Annotated in this window: 16 protein-coding genes; 6 read left to right on the plus strand and 10 right to left on the minus strand. The window is 68.4% G+C overall.

Annotation, left to right across the window (positions count from 1 at the left end):
- Positions 1 to 109: 109 nt before the first annotated feature.
- The 5 genes from accC to ACW9UL_RS03835 form a co-directional block, all read right to left on the minus strand.
- Entirely contained in the window at positions 110 to 1,465 is a 1,356-nt protein-coding gene (gene accC, locus ACW9UL_RS03815) for an acetyl-CoA carboxylase biotin carboxylase subunit (RefSeq protein WP_011920892.1), read from the minus strand.
- A 17-nt stretch (positions 1,466 to 1,482) separates the two neighbouring features.
- On the minus strand, positions 1,483 to 1,950 hold the full coding sequence (gene accB, locus ACW9UL_RS03820; RefSeq protein ID WP_457788983.1) for an acetyl-CoA carboxylase biotin carboxyl carrier protein: 468 nt from the start codon (positions 1,948 to 1,950) through the stop codon (positions 1,483 to 1,485).
- Positions 1,951 to 1,972: 22 nt separating this feature from the next.
- The gene (aroQ, locus tag ACW9UL_RS03825; RefSeq protein WP_021445594.1) at positions 1,973 to 2,422 is read right to left on the minus strand and encodes a type II 3-dehydroquinate dehydratase; all 450 of its coding nucleotides are present in this window, start codon (positions 2,420 to 2,422) and stop codon (positions 1,973 to 1,975) included.
- A gap of 165 nt (positions 2,423 to 2,587) precedes the next feature.
- Positions 2,588 to 4,360, minus strand: coding sequence for a protein-disulfide reductase DsbD (locus tag ACW9UL_RS03830; RefSeq protein ID WP_457788985.1), 1,773 nt, complete (start codon positions 4,358 to 4,360; stop codon positions 2,588 to 2,590).
- A gap of 122 nt (positions 4,361 to 4,482) precedes the next feature.
- Entirely contained in the window at positions 4,483 to 5,403 is a 921-nt protein-coding gene (locus ACW9UL_RS03835; protein WP_457788987.1) for a histone deacetylase family protein, read from the minus strand.
- A 69-nt stretch (positions 5,404 to 5,472) separates the two neighbouring features.
- On the opposite strand from ACW9UL_RS03835, the gene ACW9UL_RS03840 reads away from it, so the two are divergent.
- The 4 genes from ACW9UL_RS03840 to ACW9UL_RS03855 are packed head-to-tail and all read left to right on the plus strand — an operon-like array spanning position 5,473 to position 9,090.
- Positions 5,473 to 6,033, plus strand: a complete 561-nt coding sequence (locus ACW9UL_RS03840) for a GNAT family N-acetyltransferase (protein WP_457788989.1) — start codon at positions 5,473 to 5,475, stop codon at positions 6,031 to 6,033.
- The gene (locus ACW9UL_RS03845; protein ID WP_457788991.1) at positions 6,030 to 7,634 is read left to right on the plus strand and encodes a SagB/ThcOx family dehydrogenase; all 1,605 of its coding nucleotides are present in this window, start codon (positions 6,030 to 6,032) and stop codon (positions 7,632 to 7,634) included. Before ACW9UL_RS03840 ends, ACW9UL_RS03845 begins: the two co-directional genes overlap by 4 nt.
- Positions 7,631 to 8,500 (plus strand): acyl-CoA thioesterase II, encoded by an 870-nt coding sequence (gene tesB / locus ACW9UL_RS03850; RefSeq protein ID WP_457788993.1) that lies wholly within the window; start codon positions 7,631 to 7,633, stop codon positions 8,498 to 8,500. Before ACW9UL_RS03845 ends, tesB begins: the two co-directional genes overlap by 4 nt.
- Positions 8,497 to 9,090 carry an HAD family hydrolase gene (locus ACW9UL_RS03855; RefSeq protein WP_457788995.1) on the plus strand — a complete coding sequence of 198 codons (594 nt, stop codon included), beginning with the start codon at positions 8,497 to 8,499 and terminating at the stop codon, positions 9,088 to 9,090. The genes tesB and ACW9UL_RS03855 overlap by 4 nt, the downstream gene beginning before the upstream one ends.
- Positions 9,091 to 9,174: 84 nt before the next feature.
- Here the strand turns inward: ACW9UL_RS03855 and ypfJ are convergent, their stop codons facing one another.
- Both ypfJ and ACW9UL_RS03865 read right to left on the minus strand, forming a co-directional pair.
- Positions 9,175 to 10,047: a KPN_02809 family neutral zinc metallopeptidase gene (gene ypfJ, locus ACW9UL_RS03860; RefSeq protein ID WP_457788996.1), complete on the minus strand. Its 873-nt coding sequence runs from the start codon at positions 10,045 to 10,047 to the stop codon at positions 9,175 to 9,177.
- 67 nt (positions 10,048 to 10,114) lie between these two features.
- Positions 10,115 to 10,549 carry a DUF411 domain-containing protein gene (locus tag ACW9UL_RS03865; RefSeq protein ID WP_457788998.1) on the minus strand — a complete coding sequence of 145 codons (435 nt, stop codon included), beginning with the start codon at positions 10,547 to 10,549 and terminating at the stop codon, positions 10,115 to 10,117.
- A gap of 128 nt (positions 10,550 to 10,677) precedes the next feature.
- On the opposite strand from ACW9UL_RS03865, the gene ACW9UL_RS03870 reads away from it, so the two are divergent.
- On the plus strand, positions 10,678 to 11,070 hold the full coding sequence (locus ACW9UL_RS03870; protein WP_457789000.1) for a DUF4345 domain-containing protein: 393 nt from the start codon (positions 10,678 to 10,680) through the stop codon (positions 11,068 to 11,070).
- Between the two features lie 95 nt (positions 11,071 to 11,165).
- On the opposite strand, the gene trmA is transcribed toward ACW9UL_RS03870, so the two are convergent.
- Together trmA and ACW9UL_RS03880 are read right to left on the minus strand one after the other, a co-directional pair.
- Positions 11,166 to 12,254: a tRNA (uridine(54)-C5)-methyltransferase TrmA gene (trmA, locus tag ACW9UL_RS03875; protein WP_457789002.1), complete on the minus strand. Its 1,089-nt coding sequence runs from the start codon at positions 12,252 to 12,254 to the stop codon at positions 11,166 to 11,168.
- Between the two features lie 59 nt (positions 12,255 to 12,313).
- Entirely contained in the window at positions 12,314 to 13,606 is a 1,293-nt protein-coding gene (locus tag ACW9UL_RS03880; protein WP_457789004.1) for an NCS2 family permease, read from the minus strand.
- A 193-nt stretch (positions 13,607 to 13,799) separates the two neighbouring features.
- Here ACW9UL_RS03880 and ACW9UL_RS03885 point away from each other — a divergent pair, with 193 nt between their 5' ends.
- Positions 13,800 to 14,351 (plus strand): DJ-1 family glyoxalase III, encoded by a 552-nt coding sequence (locus tag ACW9UL_RS03885; RefSeq protein ID WP_021443695.1) that lies wholly within the window; start codon positions 13,800 to 13,802, stop codon positions 14,349 to 14,351.
- A 48-nt stretch (positions 14,352 to 14,399) separates the two neighbouring features.
- On the opposite strand, the gene ada is transcribed toward ACW9UL_RS03885, so the two are convergent.
- On the minus strand, positions 14,400 to 15,422 hold the full coding sequence (gene ada, locus ACW9UL_RS03890; protein ID WP_457789006.1) for a bifunctional DNA-binding transcriptional regulator/O6-methylguanine-DNA methyltransferase Ada: 1,023 nt from the start codon (positions 15,420 to 15,422) through the stop codon (positions 14,400 to 14,402).
- Between the last annotated feature and the right edge of the window lie 19 nt (positions 15,423 to 15,441).

Consider the following 15,441-nt stretch of genomic DNA (forward strand, 5'->3'; position numbering starts at 1 on the left):
TTTGGTCGCGCAGCTTACTTGAACGGATGGCCGGGCTGCCAGTTCGGCCGCCGGCCGGAAACGACAAGGGCCGCCTAACGGCAGCCCTTGTCATGCGGCGAGTCAGGACTCAGTGCTTGTCCATACCCAGTTTCTTTTCCAGGTAGTGGATGTTCACGCCGCCCTTGACGAAACCCTTGTCGCGGGTCAGGTCGCGGTGCAGCGGCACGTTGGTCTTGATGCCGTCGACCACGATCTCGTCCAGGGCGTTGCGCATGCGCGCCATGGCCTCGTCGCGGTCCTTGCCGAAGGTGATCAGCTTGCCGATCAGCGAGTCGTAGTGCGGCGGCACGCTGTAGCCGCTGTACAGGTGCGAGTCGACGCGCACGCCGTTGCCGCCCGGAGCATGGAAATGCTTGACCTTGCCGGGGCTGGGCATGAAGTTGTCCGGGTCTTCGGCGTTGATCCGGCACTCGATGGAGTGACCGAGGATCTTCACGTCTTCCTGCTTGATCGATAGCTTGTTGCCGGCGGCGATGCTGAGCATCTCCTTGACGATGTCGATGCCGGTGACCATCTCGGTGACCGGGTGCTCGACCTGCACACGGGTGTTCATCTCGATGAAGTAGAAGCGGCCGTCTTCGTAGAGGAACTCGAAGGTGCCGGCGCCGCGGTAGCCGATCTCGACGCAGGCATCGACGCAGCGCTTGAGCACTTCGGCGCGGGCCTTCTCGTCGATCAGCGGGGCCGGGGCCTCTTCGATCACCTTCTGGTGGCGACGCTGCAGCGAGCAGTCGCGGTCGTACAGGTGAATGGCGTTGCCCTGGCCGTCGGACAGTACCTGGACTTCGACGTGACGCGGGTTGCCGAGGAATTTTTCCAGGTAGACCATCGGGTTGCCGAACGCCGCGCCGGCTTCGGTGCGGGTCAGCTTGGCCGACTTGATCAGGTCTTCTTCCTTGTGCACCACGCGCATGCCGCGACCGCCGCCGCCGCCGGCGGCCTTGATGATCACCGGGTAGCCCACTTCACGGGCGATGCGCAGGGCTTCTTCCTCGTCTTCCGGCAGCGGGCCGTCGGAGCCGGGCACCACCGGCACGCCGGACTTGATCATGGCGTCCTTGGCCGACACCTTGTCGCCCATCAGGCGGATCACGTCGGCTTTCGGGCCGATGAAGGCGAAGCCGGAGTTCTCCACCTGCTCGGCGAAGTCGGCGTTCTCGGCGAGGAAGCCGTAGCCCGGGTGGATCGCAGTGGCGCCGGTGACTTCGGCGGCGCTGATGATGGCCGGGATGTTCAGGTAGGACTTTGCGCCAGGGGCTGGACCAATGCAGACGGACTCGTCGGCCAGGCCCAGGTGCATCAGTTCACGGTCGGCGGTGGAATGCACGGCCACCGTCTTGATGCCCAGCTCCTTGCAGGCGCGCAGGATGCGCAGGGCGATTTCGCCTCGGTTGGCGATCAGGACTTTTTCCAGCTTCTGCATTGCAGGCTCCCCGTGCATCAAACGATGGTGAACAGGGGCTGGTCGTACTCAACCGGCTGGCCGTTTTCCACCAGGATGGATTCGATCACGCCGCTGGCTTCGGCCTCGATGTGGTTCATCATCTTCATGGCTTCGACGATGCACAGGATGTCGCCCTTCTTCACGCTCTGGCCGACTTCGACGAAGTTGGCCGAGGTCGGCGAGGCGGCGCGGTAGAAGGTGCCGACCATCGGCGAGCGGGCCACGCTGCCGTTCAGCTTGGGCGCGGCGGCGGGAGCGGCTTCGGCGGCCGGGGCAGCAGGCGCAGCGGCAGGGGCGGCAGCCGGAGCCGGGGCCTGGGCGTACACCGGTTGAGCGGCGTAGGTCGGCTGCTTGTTGCTGTGGCGGCTGATGCGTACGGACTCCTCGCCCTCTTTGATCTCCAGCTCGTCGATACCGGATTCTTCCAGCAGCTCGATCAGTTTCTTGACTTTACGAATATCCATAGCGATTCAACTCCCGGTGAGGTCAGGGTCGTTTAGTTTCAAGTTGTTCTAGCGCGGCCTCCAGGGCCAGCCGATAACCGCTGGCGCCAAGGCCGCAGATCACCCCCACCGCAACGTCGGAGAAGTAGGAGTGATGGCGGAATGGTTCACGTTTGTGCACGTTGGACAGGTGCACTTCGATGAATGGGATGCTCACCGCCAGCAACGCGTCACGTAATGCGACGCTGGTATGGGTAAAAGCGGCGGGATTGATCAGGATAAAGTCGACACCTTCGCCTTTCGCCGCGTGAATCCGCTCGATCAGCTCGTACTCGGCGTTGCTCTGCAGGTACAGCAGGTGGTGGCCGGCGTCGCGGGCGCGGCGCTCCAGATCCTGGTTGATCTCGGCCAGGGTGGTGGCGCCGTATTTGTCGGGCTCGCGGGTGCCCAGCAGGTTGAGGTTGGGGCCGTGCAGCACCAGTAAGGTGGCCATGGTCGCGTTCCTTGTTGTTCGAGCTGCGCAGGACTATGCCGCAGCTGGCCCGATGTCAGCAATAGCCGACACGATGCCCGGCGTTTGCGGCAGAAATATGACTATAGCGGTGGTTTCGGTCGTTGCCAGGTTAAGTAGAACCGCCTGGTCGTTGCAGCGGCCTGGCTAGCGGGCGCTGGCCTGATCCAGGCGCGCGGCGAAGTTGGCGGCATCGACCTCCCCTACGACACGCAGATCGAGCCATTCGTCACCGTTGCCGGCGAACAATTGAATCGCCGGCGGGCCGAACAGCTGATAGCGATCCAGCAGGGCGCGTTGCGCCGCATTGCTCTCGGTGATGTCGAAGCGGATCAGGCGCCAGTCGCCGAGCTTGCTGCCCACTTCGACCGAGCCGAACACCTCGCGTTCGATCACCTTGCAGCTGATGCACCAGTCGGCGTACCAGTCCAGCAGCAGCGGCTGGCCGGCGGCCTTGGCCTCGGCCAGGGCGGCATCCAGTTCGGCCGGGCTGCTCAGGGTCAGCCAGGCGCCGCTCTTGGCGCTCGCCACACCGGTGCCGGCCTGCAGTTGGCCGAGCGGCTTGAGCGGATCGCTGGCGCCCTGCAGGGCGCCGACCCAGCTGGCCAGGGCGTAGACCAGCAGGGCCAGGCCGGCGATCTGGCCGAGTTTCTGCCGGTGGGTCTTGGGGCCGAACTCCAGGGCGCCGAGAAACACCGCCACGCCGCCGGCCAGCAGGCCCCACAGCGCCAGGCTGAGGCTGCCCGGCAGCACCCGTTCGAGCAACCACACCGAGACCGCCAGCAGCAGCACGCCGAAGGCGTTGCGCACCGTGACCATCCAGGTGCCGCTCTTCGGTAGCAGGGCGCCGCCGCCGACGGCGAACAGTACCAGCGGCGTACCCATGCCCAGCCCTAAGGCGAGCAGCTTGAGACCGCCGCCGAGGGCGTCGCCGCTGGCGCTGATATAGAGCAGGGCACCGGCCAGCGGTGCCGACACGCAGGGGCTGACCAGCAGGCTGGAGAGCACGCCGAGCAGGGCGGCGTTGAGGTGCGAGCCGCCGTGGGTCTTGCCCGCCAGGCGATCCAGCGGTTCGCTGATCACGCGCGGCAGACGCAGTTCGAACAGGCCGAACATGGCCAGGGCGAACAGCGTGAAGAAGGCGGCGAAGGGCACCAGCACCCAGGCCGATTGCAGGCGCGCCTGCAGGTTGAGGCCGGCGCCGAACAGGCCCATCAGGGTGCCGAGCAGGGCGAAGCAGGCGGCCATCGGCACCACGTAGGCCAGCGACAGGGTCAGGCTGCGCAGGCCGCCGAGCTGGCCGCGCAGCACCACGCCGGAGAGGATCGGCAGCATCGGCAGCACGCAGGGGGTGAAGGTCAGCGCCAGGCCGCCGAGGAAAAACAGCGCCAGTTCCTGCCAGTTCCAACCTGCCGCCTGCGTGCTGGCGGGGCTGTCGGTCGCGCTAGGGGCGGGCATCTCGCCGATCTCGATAAATTCGCTTTCCGGCGGATAGCACAGGCCCTTGTCGGCGCAGCCCTGGTAGCCCACCTGCAGGCGCAGCGGGCGCTGCTCCGGGTTGATCAGCGGCAGGCGGATATCCAGCACGCCGTAATACACCTCGACATCGCCGAAGTATTCGTCGTGCTTGGCCTGACCCGGTGGCAGTTCGGCCTGGCCGAGGTCGAGCTCGGCGGGCTCGACGCTGAAGTTGAAGCGGTGGCGATAGAGGTAGTAGCCCTCGGCGGCGACGAAACGCAGCGTCACGGACTCGGCGTCGCTGTCGACCAGGCTCAGCTTGAAGGCTTCGCGCACCGGCAGGAAGTCGCCGCTGTTGTTCAGCGTGGCGCCGATGGGGGCGGCGGCGGGGCGTTGATCGAACAGGCCGGCGGCGGCCGGGAAGACGAGCAGCAACAGAAGTAGGGGCAACAGACGGCGCATGGTGGACTCGCACGACGGACTCGCCGGCATCATACCCAAGTTGGCGCCCAGGCCCCAGGCGACGTGGAGGCGCAGGGTGTCAGCGGATATTGCCGGGGGACCAGTGGCGCTGGGGCTGGCGGCTAGCCCAGCCCCAGCGCGTTCCAAACCTTGTGCGCGCTGTGATGCAGGATGCCGTGGCGGCGGGCCAGGACGGCGCGGTCCTTGGCGTAGCCGCCGCCGATTACGCCGAGCACCGGGATGTCACGGCCCAGGCAGTGCTGCAGAACCGCCTCGTCGCGCGCGGCGATACCGGCATCGCTCAGCTGCAGGTGACCCAGGGCGTCGTCGCGGTGCACGTCGACGCCGGCGTCGTAGAGCACCAGGTCCGGCTGGTACAGCGGCAGCAGGTAGTTCAGGGTGTCGTCCACCACCCGCAGGTAGTCGGCGTCGCCCATGCCGCGCGGCAGGGGGATGTCCCAGTCGCTCTGCGCCTTGCGCGCCGGGAAGTTCTGCGCGCAGTGTAGCGACACGGTCACCGCCTGGTCACAGTCGGCCAGCAGCCGCGCGGTGCCGTCGCCCTGGTGCACGTCGCAGTCGAAGATCAGCACCCGCTGCACCCGCCCGGCTTCCAGCAGGTAGCGGGCGATCACCGCCAGGTCGTTGAAGATGCAGAAACCGGAGGGGAAGTCGTAGTGGGCATGATGAGTGCCGCCGGCCAGGTGGCAGGCCAGGCCGTGCTGCAGCGCCAGTTCTGCGGTCAGCAGCGAGCCGCCCACCGCGCGCACCGTGCGCCGCGCCAGCGCCTCGCTCCAGGGCAGGCCGAGGTGGCGCTGCTCCTCGTGCGCCAGTTCGCCGGCCATATAGCGGGCGATATAGTCCGGGCAGTGGGCCAGGGCGAGGATCTCCGCCGGGCAAAGCGCGGGGCGCTGCAGCTGGGCGTCACTGGTCAGGCCGCTGGCGATCAGGTGATCGCGCAGCAGGCGGAATTTTTCCATGGGGAAACGGTGCCCGGCGGGGAAGGGAGGGCTGTAGTCCTCGTGGTAGACCAGCGGTAGCGGCATAGAATAGGCGTCAGCGAATCGAGCGGCCGAGTATGGCCGCAGCCTTCTCCCCTACTCAAGCGAGCCGCCATGCCGCCTATCGAGACCCACAGCCCGCGCCTGATGCTGCGCACCTGGCGTGATGCCGACCTGCCGGCTTTCGCCGCGCTGAACGCCGATACCGAGGTGATGCGCCACTTTCCCGCGCCGCTGGATACCGCGCAGAGCGCGCAGCTGCTGGCGCGCATCCGCGAGCATTTCGACGCGCATGGCTACGGCTTCTGGGCGCTCGAGCGGCGCGACAGCGGCGAGCTGATCGGCGTCGCCGGTCTGGCCCAGGTCGGCTTCGCCGCCCCCTTCGTGCCCGCGGTGGAGATCGGCTGGCGCCTGGCTCGCGCCCACTGGCGCCAGGGCTATGCCAGCGAGGCGGCGCGGGCGGCGCTGGCGCTGGCCTTCGAGCGGCTGGGCCTGGAGCAGGTGGTGAGCTTTACCGTACCGGCCAATCTGCCGTCGCAGGCGGTGATGCGGGCCATCGGCATGCAGCGCGACGAGGCGGGCGATTTCCTCCATCCGCAGCTGCCGGACGGCCATCCGCTGCAGCCCCATGTGCTTTACCGCATCCGCCGCGATGAGTGGGAGGGCGGGCGATGAACGACGTACTGGCCTATCACCAACTCAGCAAGCATGCGCCCGAGCGTTTCGCCCCGGGGCCGGGACAGCTGGACTGGGCGACCCAGCCGGCGCCGTTTCGCCGCTATGATGGTGCCCGGCTGATCGAGCTGTACCAGCGTCCGCTGGAGGAGGGGCCGGCCTACGACGCGGCATTCGCCGGGGCGCAGACGCCGCCCGCGCTGCTGGATCGCGCCAGCGTCGCGCAACTGCTCTACGACAGCCTGGCCATTTCCGCCTGGAAGGAGGCCGGCGGCAGCCGCTGGGCGCTGCGGGTCAATCCCTCGTCCGGCAATCTGCATCCGACCGAGGCCTATCTGCTGCTGCCGCCCGGCGTCCTCGGCGAGGCCGGGGTTCTGGCCCATTACGCGCCGGACGTCCACGCCCTGGAACTGCGTGGCGAGTTGCCGGCGGCGTTAGGGCAGCAGTTGCAGGCCAGCCTGCCGGCCAGTGGATTTCTTCTCGGCCTCGCCAGCATCCCCTGGCGCGAGGCCTGGAAATACGGCGAGCGTGCCTACCGCTACTGCCAGCACGACCTCGGCCACGCCCTGGCGGCCCTGGCCATCGCCGCCGGCGTGCTGGGCTGGCAAGTGCGCCTGCTGCGCGGTATAGCGGAAGAGCGTCTGGATGGCCTGCTGGGGCTGGATCGCAACGGCTTTCACGAGGCGGAATACGGCGACTGTCTGCTATGGATAGGCCCGGCGCAGGAAACCGAATTCCATTTGCCCGAGACCCTGCTCGATGACCTGGCGCAGCTGCAGCTGCAGGGCGCGCCCAATCGCCTGTCGCGTCAGTATCGCCACTGGCCGGAGTTGCAGCGGGTACATGCCTTGTGCCGGGCGCCGGCGTTGCCGCCCGTGGCCTGGAATGCCGAGCCGGCCGCCGTGCGTGCGGACAATCCCGGCCTGCCGCTACGGCCGATCCTGCACCGGCGGCGCAGCGCGCAGGCTATGGACGGGCGCAGCGGCATCCAGGCCGAATTGCTGCTGGCCTGGCTGCGCCGCCTGCTGCCGGCGCAGTCGCCGCTGCCCTTCGCCGCGACCGGCGAGCCGAGCGAGATTGACCTGCTGCTGTTCGTCCACCGCGTGCAGGGCCTGGCACCGGGGCTGTACTGGCTGGATCGCAGCGGTAGCGGCGTGCAGGCGCTGCGCGAGGACTATCTGTGGCAGCGGGTGGATGACGAGCTGCCGCTGTATCGCCAGCTCGAAGGCGATGCCCGCGGCCTGGCGGGCTTTCTCAGCTGCGGCCAGGACATCGCCGCCGACGGCTGCCTGGCCCTGGCCATGCTGGCGCGGCTGGAGGATGCCCTGACAGATGGCGCCTGGCGCTATCCCAGGCTCTACTGGGAGTGCGGGCAGATCGGCCAACTGCTCTATCTGGAGGCCGAGGCGGCCGGGCTATCGGCCACCGGCATCGGCTGCTATTTCGACGATGCTGTGCACGAATTGCTCGGCGCTGCCGACAGCGGCTGGCAAAGCCTTTACCATTTCACCCTCGGCCGCGCCGTATGGGACGAACGCCTGACCTCCCTGCCGGCCTATGCCCAACCGCGATTACCCCCTGCACGAGGAGAAACTCCATGACCCAGGTGCTCGACGATCTGGTCGCCCTGCTCAGCCTGGAGCAGATCGAGGAAAACCTGTTCCGTGGCCGCAGCCAGGACCTGGGCTTTCGCCAGCTGTTCGGCGGCCAGGTGCTCGGCCAGTGCATCTCGGCGGCCAGCCAGACGGTCGACGCCGACCGCCATGTGCATTCCATGCACGGCTACTTCCTGCGCCCCGGCGATGCCACGCTGCCGGTGGTCTATCAGGTCGAGCGCACCCGCGACGGCGGCAGCTTCAGCACCCGCCGCGTGGTGGCGGTGCAGAAGGGCCAGCCGATCTTCTTCTGCAGCGCCTCGTTCCAGTACGACGAGGAGGGCTTCCACCACCAGAGTGCGATGCCCGAGGTGCCCGGTCCCGAAGGGCTGAAGTCGGAAACCGAGCTGGCGCGGATGGTCGCCTCGATGATTCCCGAACGTCTGCGCGAGCGAATGATCAGCGACAAGCCGATCGAGATCCGCCCGGTGACCCTGATCAATCCCTTCGCCCCGCAGCCCTGCGAGCCGGTCAAGTACGTGTGGTTCCGCGCCGCCGGCGAGCTGCCGGACGACCCGCAGCTGCACAAGTACCTGCTGGCCTACGCCAGCGACTTCAACCTGCTGACCACCTCGATGCAGCCGCATGGCGTGTCGGTGTTCCAGAAGTTCATGCAGGTGGCCAGCCTCGACCATTCGCTGTGGTTCCATCGCAACCTGCGGATGGACGACTGGCTGCTGTACGCCATGGACAGCCCCTGGGCCGGCAACGCGCGCGGCTTCTCCCGCGCCAGCATCTACAACCGCCAGGGCGAGCTGGTGGCCTCGGCCGCCCAGGAAGGCCTGACCCGCGTGCGGGAAGACTGGAAATGAGGCAGCTGGCGACGGCGCGCCACTGGGTGTTCGACATGGACGGCACCCTGACCCTGGCGGTGCACGACTTCCCGGCGATCAAGCGCGCGCTGGGTATTCCCCAGGACGACGACATCCTCCATCATCTGGCGGCGTTGCCGGCAGACGAAGCCGCGCAGAAGCACGCCTGGTTGCTCGAGCACGAGCGCGAACTGGCGGTGGCCTCGCGACCGGCGCCGGGGGCCATCGATCTGGTGCGCGCGCTGTGCGAGCGCGGCTGCCGGCTCGGCATCCTCACCCGCAACGCCCATGAGCTGGCGCTGTTGACCTTGCAGGCCATCGGCCTGGACGACTGTTTCGCCGACGCAGACATCCTCGGCCGCGACGAGGCGCCGCCCAAGCCGCATCCCGGCGGGTTGCTGCACCTGGCCGAGCGCTGGGCGGTGGCGCCGCGTGAGCTGGTGATGGTCGGCGACTACCGCTTCGACCTGGAATGCGCCCAGGCCGCCGGTGCGCGCGCGGTGCTGGTCAACCTGCCGGACAACCCCTGGCCCGAGCTGACCGAGCTGCATGCGCGTGATTGCGCCGAGCTGCTGGCGCATCTTGGCTGATTGGTTGCACGGTCGGGAGCGGCATGTTCTGTGGGAGGGGCTTTAGCCGCGATCCGGTGACGCCGGTCGCCTCCCACGAGATCTCTACAACCGCGCCACCTTGAAGGTATCGCAGCGCCCCGGCTGGCCGCTGTCGAAGCCCATGCGGAACCAGCGCACCCGCTGCGCCGAGGTGCCGTGGGTGAAGGCGTCCGGTACCACCTGGCCGCGCGCCTGCTTCTGCAGGCGGTCGTCGCCGATGGCGCTGGCGGCGTTCAGCGCTTCTTCCAGGTCGCCTTCCTCCAGCCAGTCGTGGCGACGCTGCGCATGGTGCGCCCAGACCCCGGCCAGGCAGTCGGCCTGCAGCTCCTGGCGCACCAGCAGGCCGCCGTCGCCCTCGACCCGCTCGCCGCGCTGGCGCGCCGCGTTGACCTTGGCCGAGACGCCGAGCAGGGTCTGCACATGGTGGCCGACTTCGTGGGCGATCACGTAGGCCTGGGCGAAGTCGCCGGCGGCGGCGAAGCGCTGCTCCAGCTCGCGGAAGAACGTCAGGTCGAGATAGACCCGCTGGTCGCCCGGGCAGTAAAAGGGGCCGACCGCGGAGTTGGCGAAGCCGCAGGCCGAGTTGACGCCGCCGGAGAACAGCACCAGCTTGGGATCGCGGTACTGCTGGCCGGCGCTCTGGAACAGCTCGCGCCAGGTGTCCTCGGTGTCGCCGAGAATGGCGCGGACGAACTCGCTGTGCTCGTCGTTGGCCGCCGGCGGCGTGCCCTGGGGCAGGCCGACCTGGCTGGTCTGGGTGGCCTGGCCGGCGATCTGGCCGAGGATCTGCAACGGGTCCTGGCCCATCAGCAGGCCGACGATGACGATCACCGCCACCCCGCCCAGGCTCAGCCCCTTGCCGCCCATGCGCATGCCGCCGGAGCGGCCGCGCGCGTCCACCACGTTGTCACTGCGTCTTGCCTTGCGCCAGCGCATCTTCGCTCTCCCTGTGGCTCGGACTGTTCAGTGTCGTCGGCGCCGCTGCTGCGCGCCAGGCCGGCCGTCAGTTGCCGGGGTAGTCGGCCAGCACCTGGTCGCGGCGCTCGCGGTCCAGGCCGATCACCTGGTAGGCGTCGACGCGGTCGCCGTACTCCATGCCGGGCGAGCCGAGCGGCATGCCGGGCACGGCGGCGCCGAGCAGGTCCGGGCGCTGGCGCAGCTTGAGGATGTCGGCGGCCGGCACGTGGCCTTCGACGAACTGGCCGTCGATCACCCCGGTGTGGCACGAGGCCAGGCGCGGCGGTACGCCGAGGCGCTGCTTGACCGCGGCCATGTCGGTTTCGACATGGTCGTTGACGGTGAAACCGTTGTCCTGCAGGTGGCTGATCCAGGCCTTGCAGCAGCCGCAGTTGGCGTCGCGGTGTACGTCGATGGTCAGCGGTTCGGCGGCCTGGGCCAGGCCGGCAAAGAGGGCGAGGGCGAGCAGCGAGCGGCGCATGGGGAAACTCCAGGGAAGCGGGCGCCCAGCATAACGCCGTGGTGAACATGGCCCAAGGGGTTGCGACTAGGCGTCGCGACCGGCCGGGCCTATGCTGCTGCAGCCGATGTCGACAAGGAGGCTGTTCGATGCTGCTGGCCCGGATCGTACTGCTGATCCAGGTTGCCGCCCTGACCGGGCTGGGCCTGGTGTATTTCGTCAAACCCCATGAAATGGCCAGTCTCAGTGGCGCGCTGCTGATGGGCAACGCCGCGGTGACCGAGGTGCGCGCCTACTACGGCGGCCTGCAATTGGGCCTGGCCGCCTACCTGGTGCTGGCGCTGCTGCGCGTCGAGCTGCTGCGTCCGGCCCTGACGCTGCTGGTGCTGCTCTACAGCGTGCTGGCCCTGGCGCGCATCGCCGGGCTGTGGCTGGACGGCGGCGCGCAGCAGACCTTCAACCTGGCCACATTGCTGCTGGAGCTGGTCTCGGCCGGGCTGGCCTGGTGGGCGTTGCGCGGGCTACGCGGCACACCTAGTTAGGTAGGGTGGACAACGCGAAGCTTGTCCACCTGTCGCTTGTGGTGGAAAACGCTGCGCGGTTTTCCACCCTACTCCGAGACGGCTCAGAGCATGGCTTAGCGCCGCTCCAGCAGCACCCCGGCTTCCATGTGGTGGGTGTAGGGGAACTGGTCGAACAGCGCGCTGCGCGTCACCCGATGGGTATCGTTGAGCTGGGCGATATTGGCCGCCAGGGTCTCGGGGTTGCAGGAGATGTAGAGAATGCGCTGAAAGCGCCGGGTCAGCTCGCAGGTATCCGGGTCCATCCCCGCGCGTGGCGGGTCGACGAAGACGCTGCCGAAGTCGTAGCTTTTCAGGTCGATGCCGGCCAGGCGGCGGAACGGCCGCACCTCGTTCAGCGCCTGGGTCAGTTCCTCGGCGGACAGGCGCACCAGCTCGACGTTGTCCACGCCGTTATCCGCCAGGTTGGCCAGCGCGGCGTTCACCGAGGTCTTGCTGATCTCGGTGGCCAGCACGCGGCGCACGCGAGTGGCCAGCGGCAGGGTGAAGTTGCCGTTGCCGCAGTACAGCTCCAGCAGGTCGTCGTCGCGCTGGCCGAGGGCGTCATGGGCCCAGTTCAGCATCTTCTCGCACACCGCGCCGTTGGGCTGGGTGAAGGCGCCTTCCGGTTGGCGGTAGCGGAAGGTGCGTCCGGCCACCCTCAGTTCTTCCTCGACGTAGTCGCGGCCGACCACCAGGCGCTGGCCGCGCGAGCGGCCGACCAGGCTGACGTTCAGCTGCGCCGCCAGGCGTTCGGCCTCGGCCTGCCAGGCGGCGTCCAGTGGGCGGTGGTAGGCCAGGGTGATCAGCGCATCGCCGGCCAGGGTGGTGAGAAATTCCACCTGGAACAGTTTGAACGACAGCGCCTCGCTGGCCTGCCAGGCGGCGCGCAGGCGCGGCATCAGCTCGTTGATGCGCAGGCTGGCGATGGGGAAGTCGTCGAGCAGGATCGGCGTGTGCTTGTCGCCCGGCGCGAACATGGCGTAGTGACGCTGACCGTCCTCGCGCCACAGGCGAAACTCGGTGCGCAGGCGGTAGTGCTCGCGCGGCGAGTCGAACACTTCGGGCGCGGGGGCGGCGAAGGGGGCCAGCAGTTCGATCAGGCGCTGCTCTTTCTCGGCGAGCTGGGTGGCGTAGGTGGCGGGGTCGAATACGGGGGCGCTCATGGCAACACTCTAAAGCGGCCGGCGACCGGCGTTGCAGCCGGTCGTCGGCGAAAGGGGGATCAGGCGAACAGGCCCAGCTTGACGACGAACAGCGCGGAGAGAATCCACATCGCCGGGTTCAGCTCGCGCCAGCGCCCGGACAGCACCTTGACCGCGGTCCAGGCGATAAAGCCGAAGGCGATGCCGTTGGCGATGGAGAAGGTCAGCGGCATGGCCAGGGCGGCGGCCACCACCGGGGCGGCGACGGTGAGGTCGTCCCAGTCGATCTGCGCCAGGCTGCTCATCATCAGCACGGCGACGAACAGCAGCGCCGGCGCGGTGGCGTAGGCCGGTACCGAACCGGCCAGCGGGGCGAAGAACAGGCTGAGCAGAAACAGCAAGGCGACCACGCAGGCGGTCAGGCCGGTGCGCCCGCCGGCGCTGATGCCGGCGGCGGACTCGATATAGCTGGTGGTGGTGCTGGTGCCCAGCGCGGCGCCGGCCATGGTGGCGGTGCTGTCGGCCATCAGCGCGCGGCCCAGGCGCGGCATCTTGCCGTCCTTGTCCAGCAGGTCGGCCTTCTGCGCCACGCCGACCAGGGTGCCGGAGGTGTCGAATAGGTCGACGAAGAGGAAGGCGAAGATCACGCTGATCAGGCCGATGTCCAGGGCGCCGGCGATATCCAGCTGCAGCAGGGTCGGCATCAGCGACGGCGGCATCGACACCACGCCCGGCAGCTCCGAAAGGCCCAGGGCGATGGACAGGCCGGTGACCAGCAGGATGCCGATCATCACCGCGCCGGTGACCTTGCGATAGGCCAGCGCGGCGATGACGAAGAAGCCCAGGCAGGCGAGCAGGGCGCCGCCCTGGCTGAGGTCGCCGAGACCGACCAGGGTGGCCGGGTGATCGACCACGATGCCGGCGTTCTTCAGCGCGATGATCGCCAGGAACAGGCCGATGCCGGCGGCGATGCCGGCGCGCAGGGCCAGCGGGATGCTGTTGATGATCCACTCGCGGATCTTGAAGATCGACAGCAGGAAGAAGATCGCACCGGAGAGGAACACCGCGCCCAGGGCGGTCTGCCAGCTGTAGCCCATGGTCATCACCACGGTGTAGGTGAAGAAGGCGTTGAGGCCCATGCCCGGTGCCAGGGCGATCGGGTAGTTGGCCAGAAGTCCCATGATCAGCGAGCCGATGGCGGCCGCCAGGCAGGTGGCGACGAACACCGCGCCGTGATCCATGCCGGTCTCGGCCAGCATGTTGGGGTTGACGAAGAGGATGTAGGCCATGGTCAGGAAGGTGGTGAGACCGGCGATGACCTCGGTGCGCACGTTGGTGTGGTGCGCTTTGAGTTGGAACAGTTTTTCCAGCATGGTGGGCTCCCCCGAGGCGCGAACGCGCCGAAAGTGATGTGCAGCAAGCTAAGCATATCCGTGCCGGAAAATTGCCCGTTTGCGCAAAAGCCGCGCATCATAGCAGCAAGGTTTTCCCCGGTGAATTTATGGCCTGTCGTCTCATTTTATGACCGGGCGGACAGTTTCGTTTCCTGCCTGAAGGAGTTGAGATATGAGCAAGCGTGCGCTGATCGCCGTCGCCGACGGCGTCGAAGACCTCGAATGCGTGACCCTGATCGACGTGCTGCGTCGCGCCGACATCGAGGTGCTGGTGGCCAGCATCGAGGAACGCCGCATGATCACCTGCGCCCGCGGCACGCGGCTGACCGCCGACGCCATGCTGGTGGACGTGCTGGCCCAGGATTTCGACCTGATCGTGCTGCCCGGCGGCATGCCCGGCGCCCAGCACCTGGCCGATTTCGAACCGCTGGCCGAGCGGGTGCGCCAGCAGGCCAAGGCCGGCGAGCTGTTTGCCGCGATCTGCGCCGCGCCGGCGCTGGCCCTGCAGCAGTACGGCGTGCTCAAGCAGCGGCGGATGACCTGCTACCCGGCGTTCAGCGAGCGTCTTTCCGGCTGCACCTTCGTCGACGAGGCAGTGGTGGTCGATGGCAATTGCATCACCAGCCAGGGGCCGGGTACGGCGTTGGCCTTTGCCCTGTGCCTGGTGGAACAACTGGTGGGCCGCAGCACGCGCAACGAGGTGGCCAAGGCGATGTTGGTGTAGCTCCCGGGGAGGATTGGTGCGCCGCGCGCACCGAGAACCCACGATGCCCTACGACTGCTCCTGCTCCAACAAGCGCCGCTTGCGCGCCAGCCCCCAGCGGTAGCCGCCCGGGCTGCCGTCGCTGGCCACCACGCGGTGGCAGGGCAGCAGCAGGCCGATGGCGTTGCTGGCGCAGGCGCGGGCCACCGCGCGCGGGTGGCTGTGCAGCTGGCCAGCCAGTTCGCCGTAGCTGCGCGTCGCGCCGCTGGGGATGGCCTGCAGCGCCTGCCAGACGCGCTGTTGAAAGGCCGTGCCGCGAATATCCAGGGGCAACTGGGCGGCCCGCTCGGGCTCGTCTAGTTGCTGCAGCACCTGCTGTAGCCAATCCCTCAACCCTAGGTCGTCCTCTTCGAGATGGGCCAGGGCGAAGCGCTGTCGCAACTCCTCGCGCAGCGCCTGCTCGTCGTCGCCGAACAGCAGGGCGCAGACGCCCTTGGCGCTGGCCGCGATCAGCACCTGGCCCAGTGGGCAGGGGGCGCTGGCGTAGCGCAGGCGTTCGCCGGCGCCACGCCGGCGGCGCTGCGCCGGGCTCATGGCCTGGGGGTTTTCATACAGGGCGCGGGTACCGGAATAGCCGGCGGCCAGGGCGGCGTCGAGCACCGTATCTGCTTCGGCCAGTTGCGCCTCCAGGCGCTGGCGGCGCTGGGCGGCGGCCCAGGCGTGCGGGGTCAGCCCGGTGCGGGCCTTGAAGGCGCGGGCCAGGTGCGAGGGCGACAGGCCAATACGCGCCGCCAACTGGGTCAGGGGCAGGCGCTGCTCGCCGCGCAATAGGTCGCAGGCGGCGGCGACCAGGGCGTCGAGCTGCTGCGCCGGGCTCTGCCCCCGCGGCGAGCAGCGCTTGCACGGGCGAAAGCCGGCGGCCTCGGCGCTGGCCGCATCGACGTGGAAGCTGACGTTGTCGCGCCGTGGCCGCCGTGCCGGGCAACTGGGCCGGCAGTAGATGCCGGTGCTGCGTACGGCGAAGACGAAGCATCCGTCCTGGCCCGCATCGCGGGCGCAGACGGCTTGCCAGCAGTGGTCGGTGTCGAGCATGGGGCCTTCCTCCTGATGC

Source organism: Pseudomonas sp. PL-6 (genome assembly GCF_054110165.1).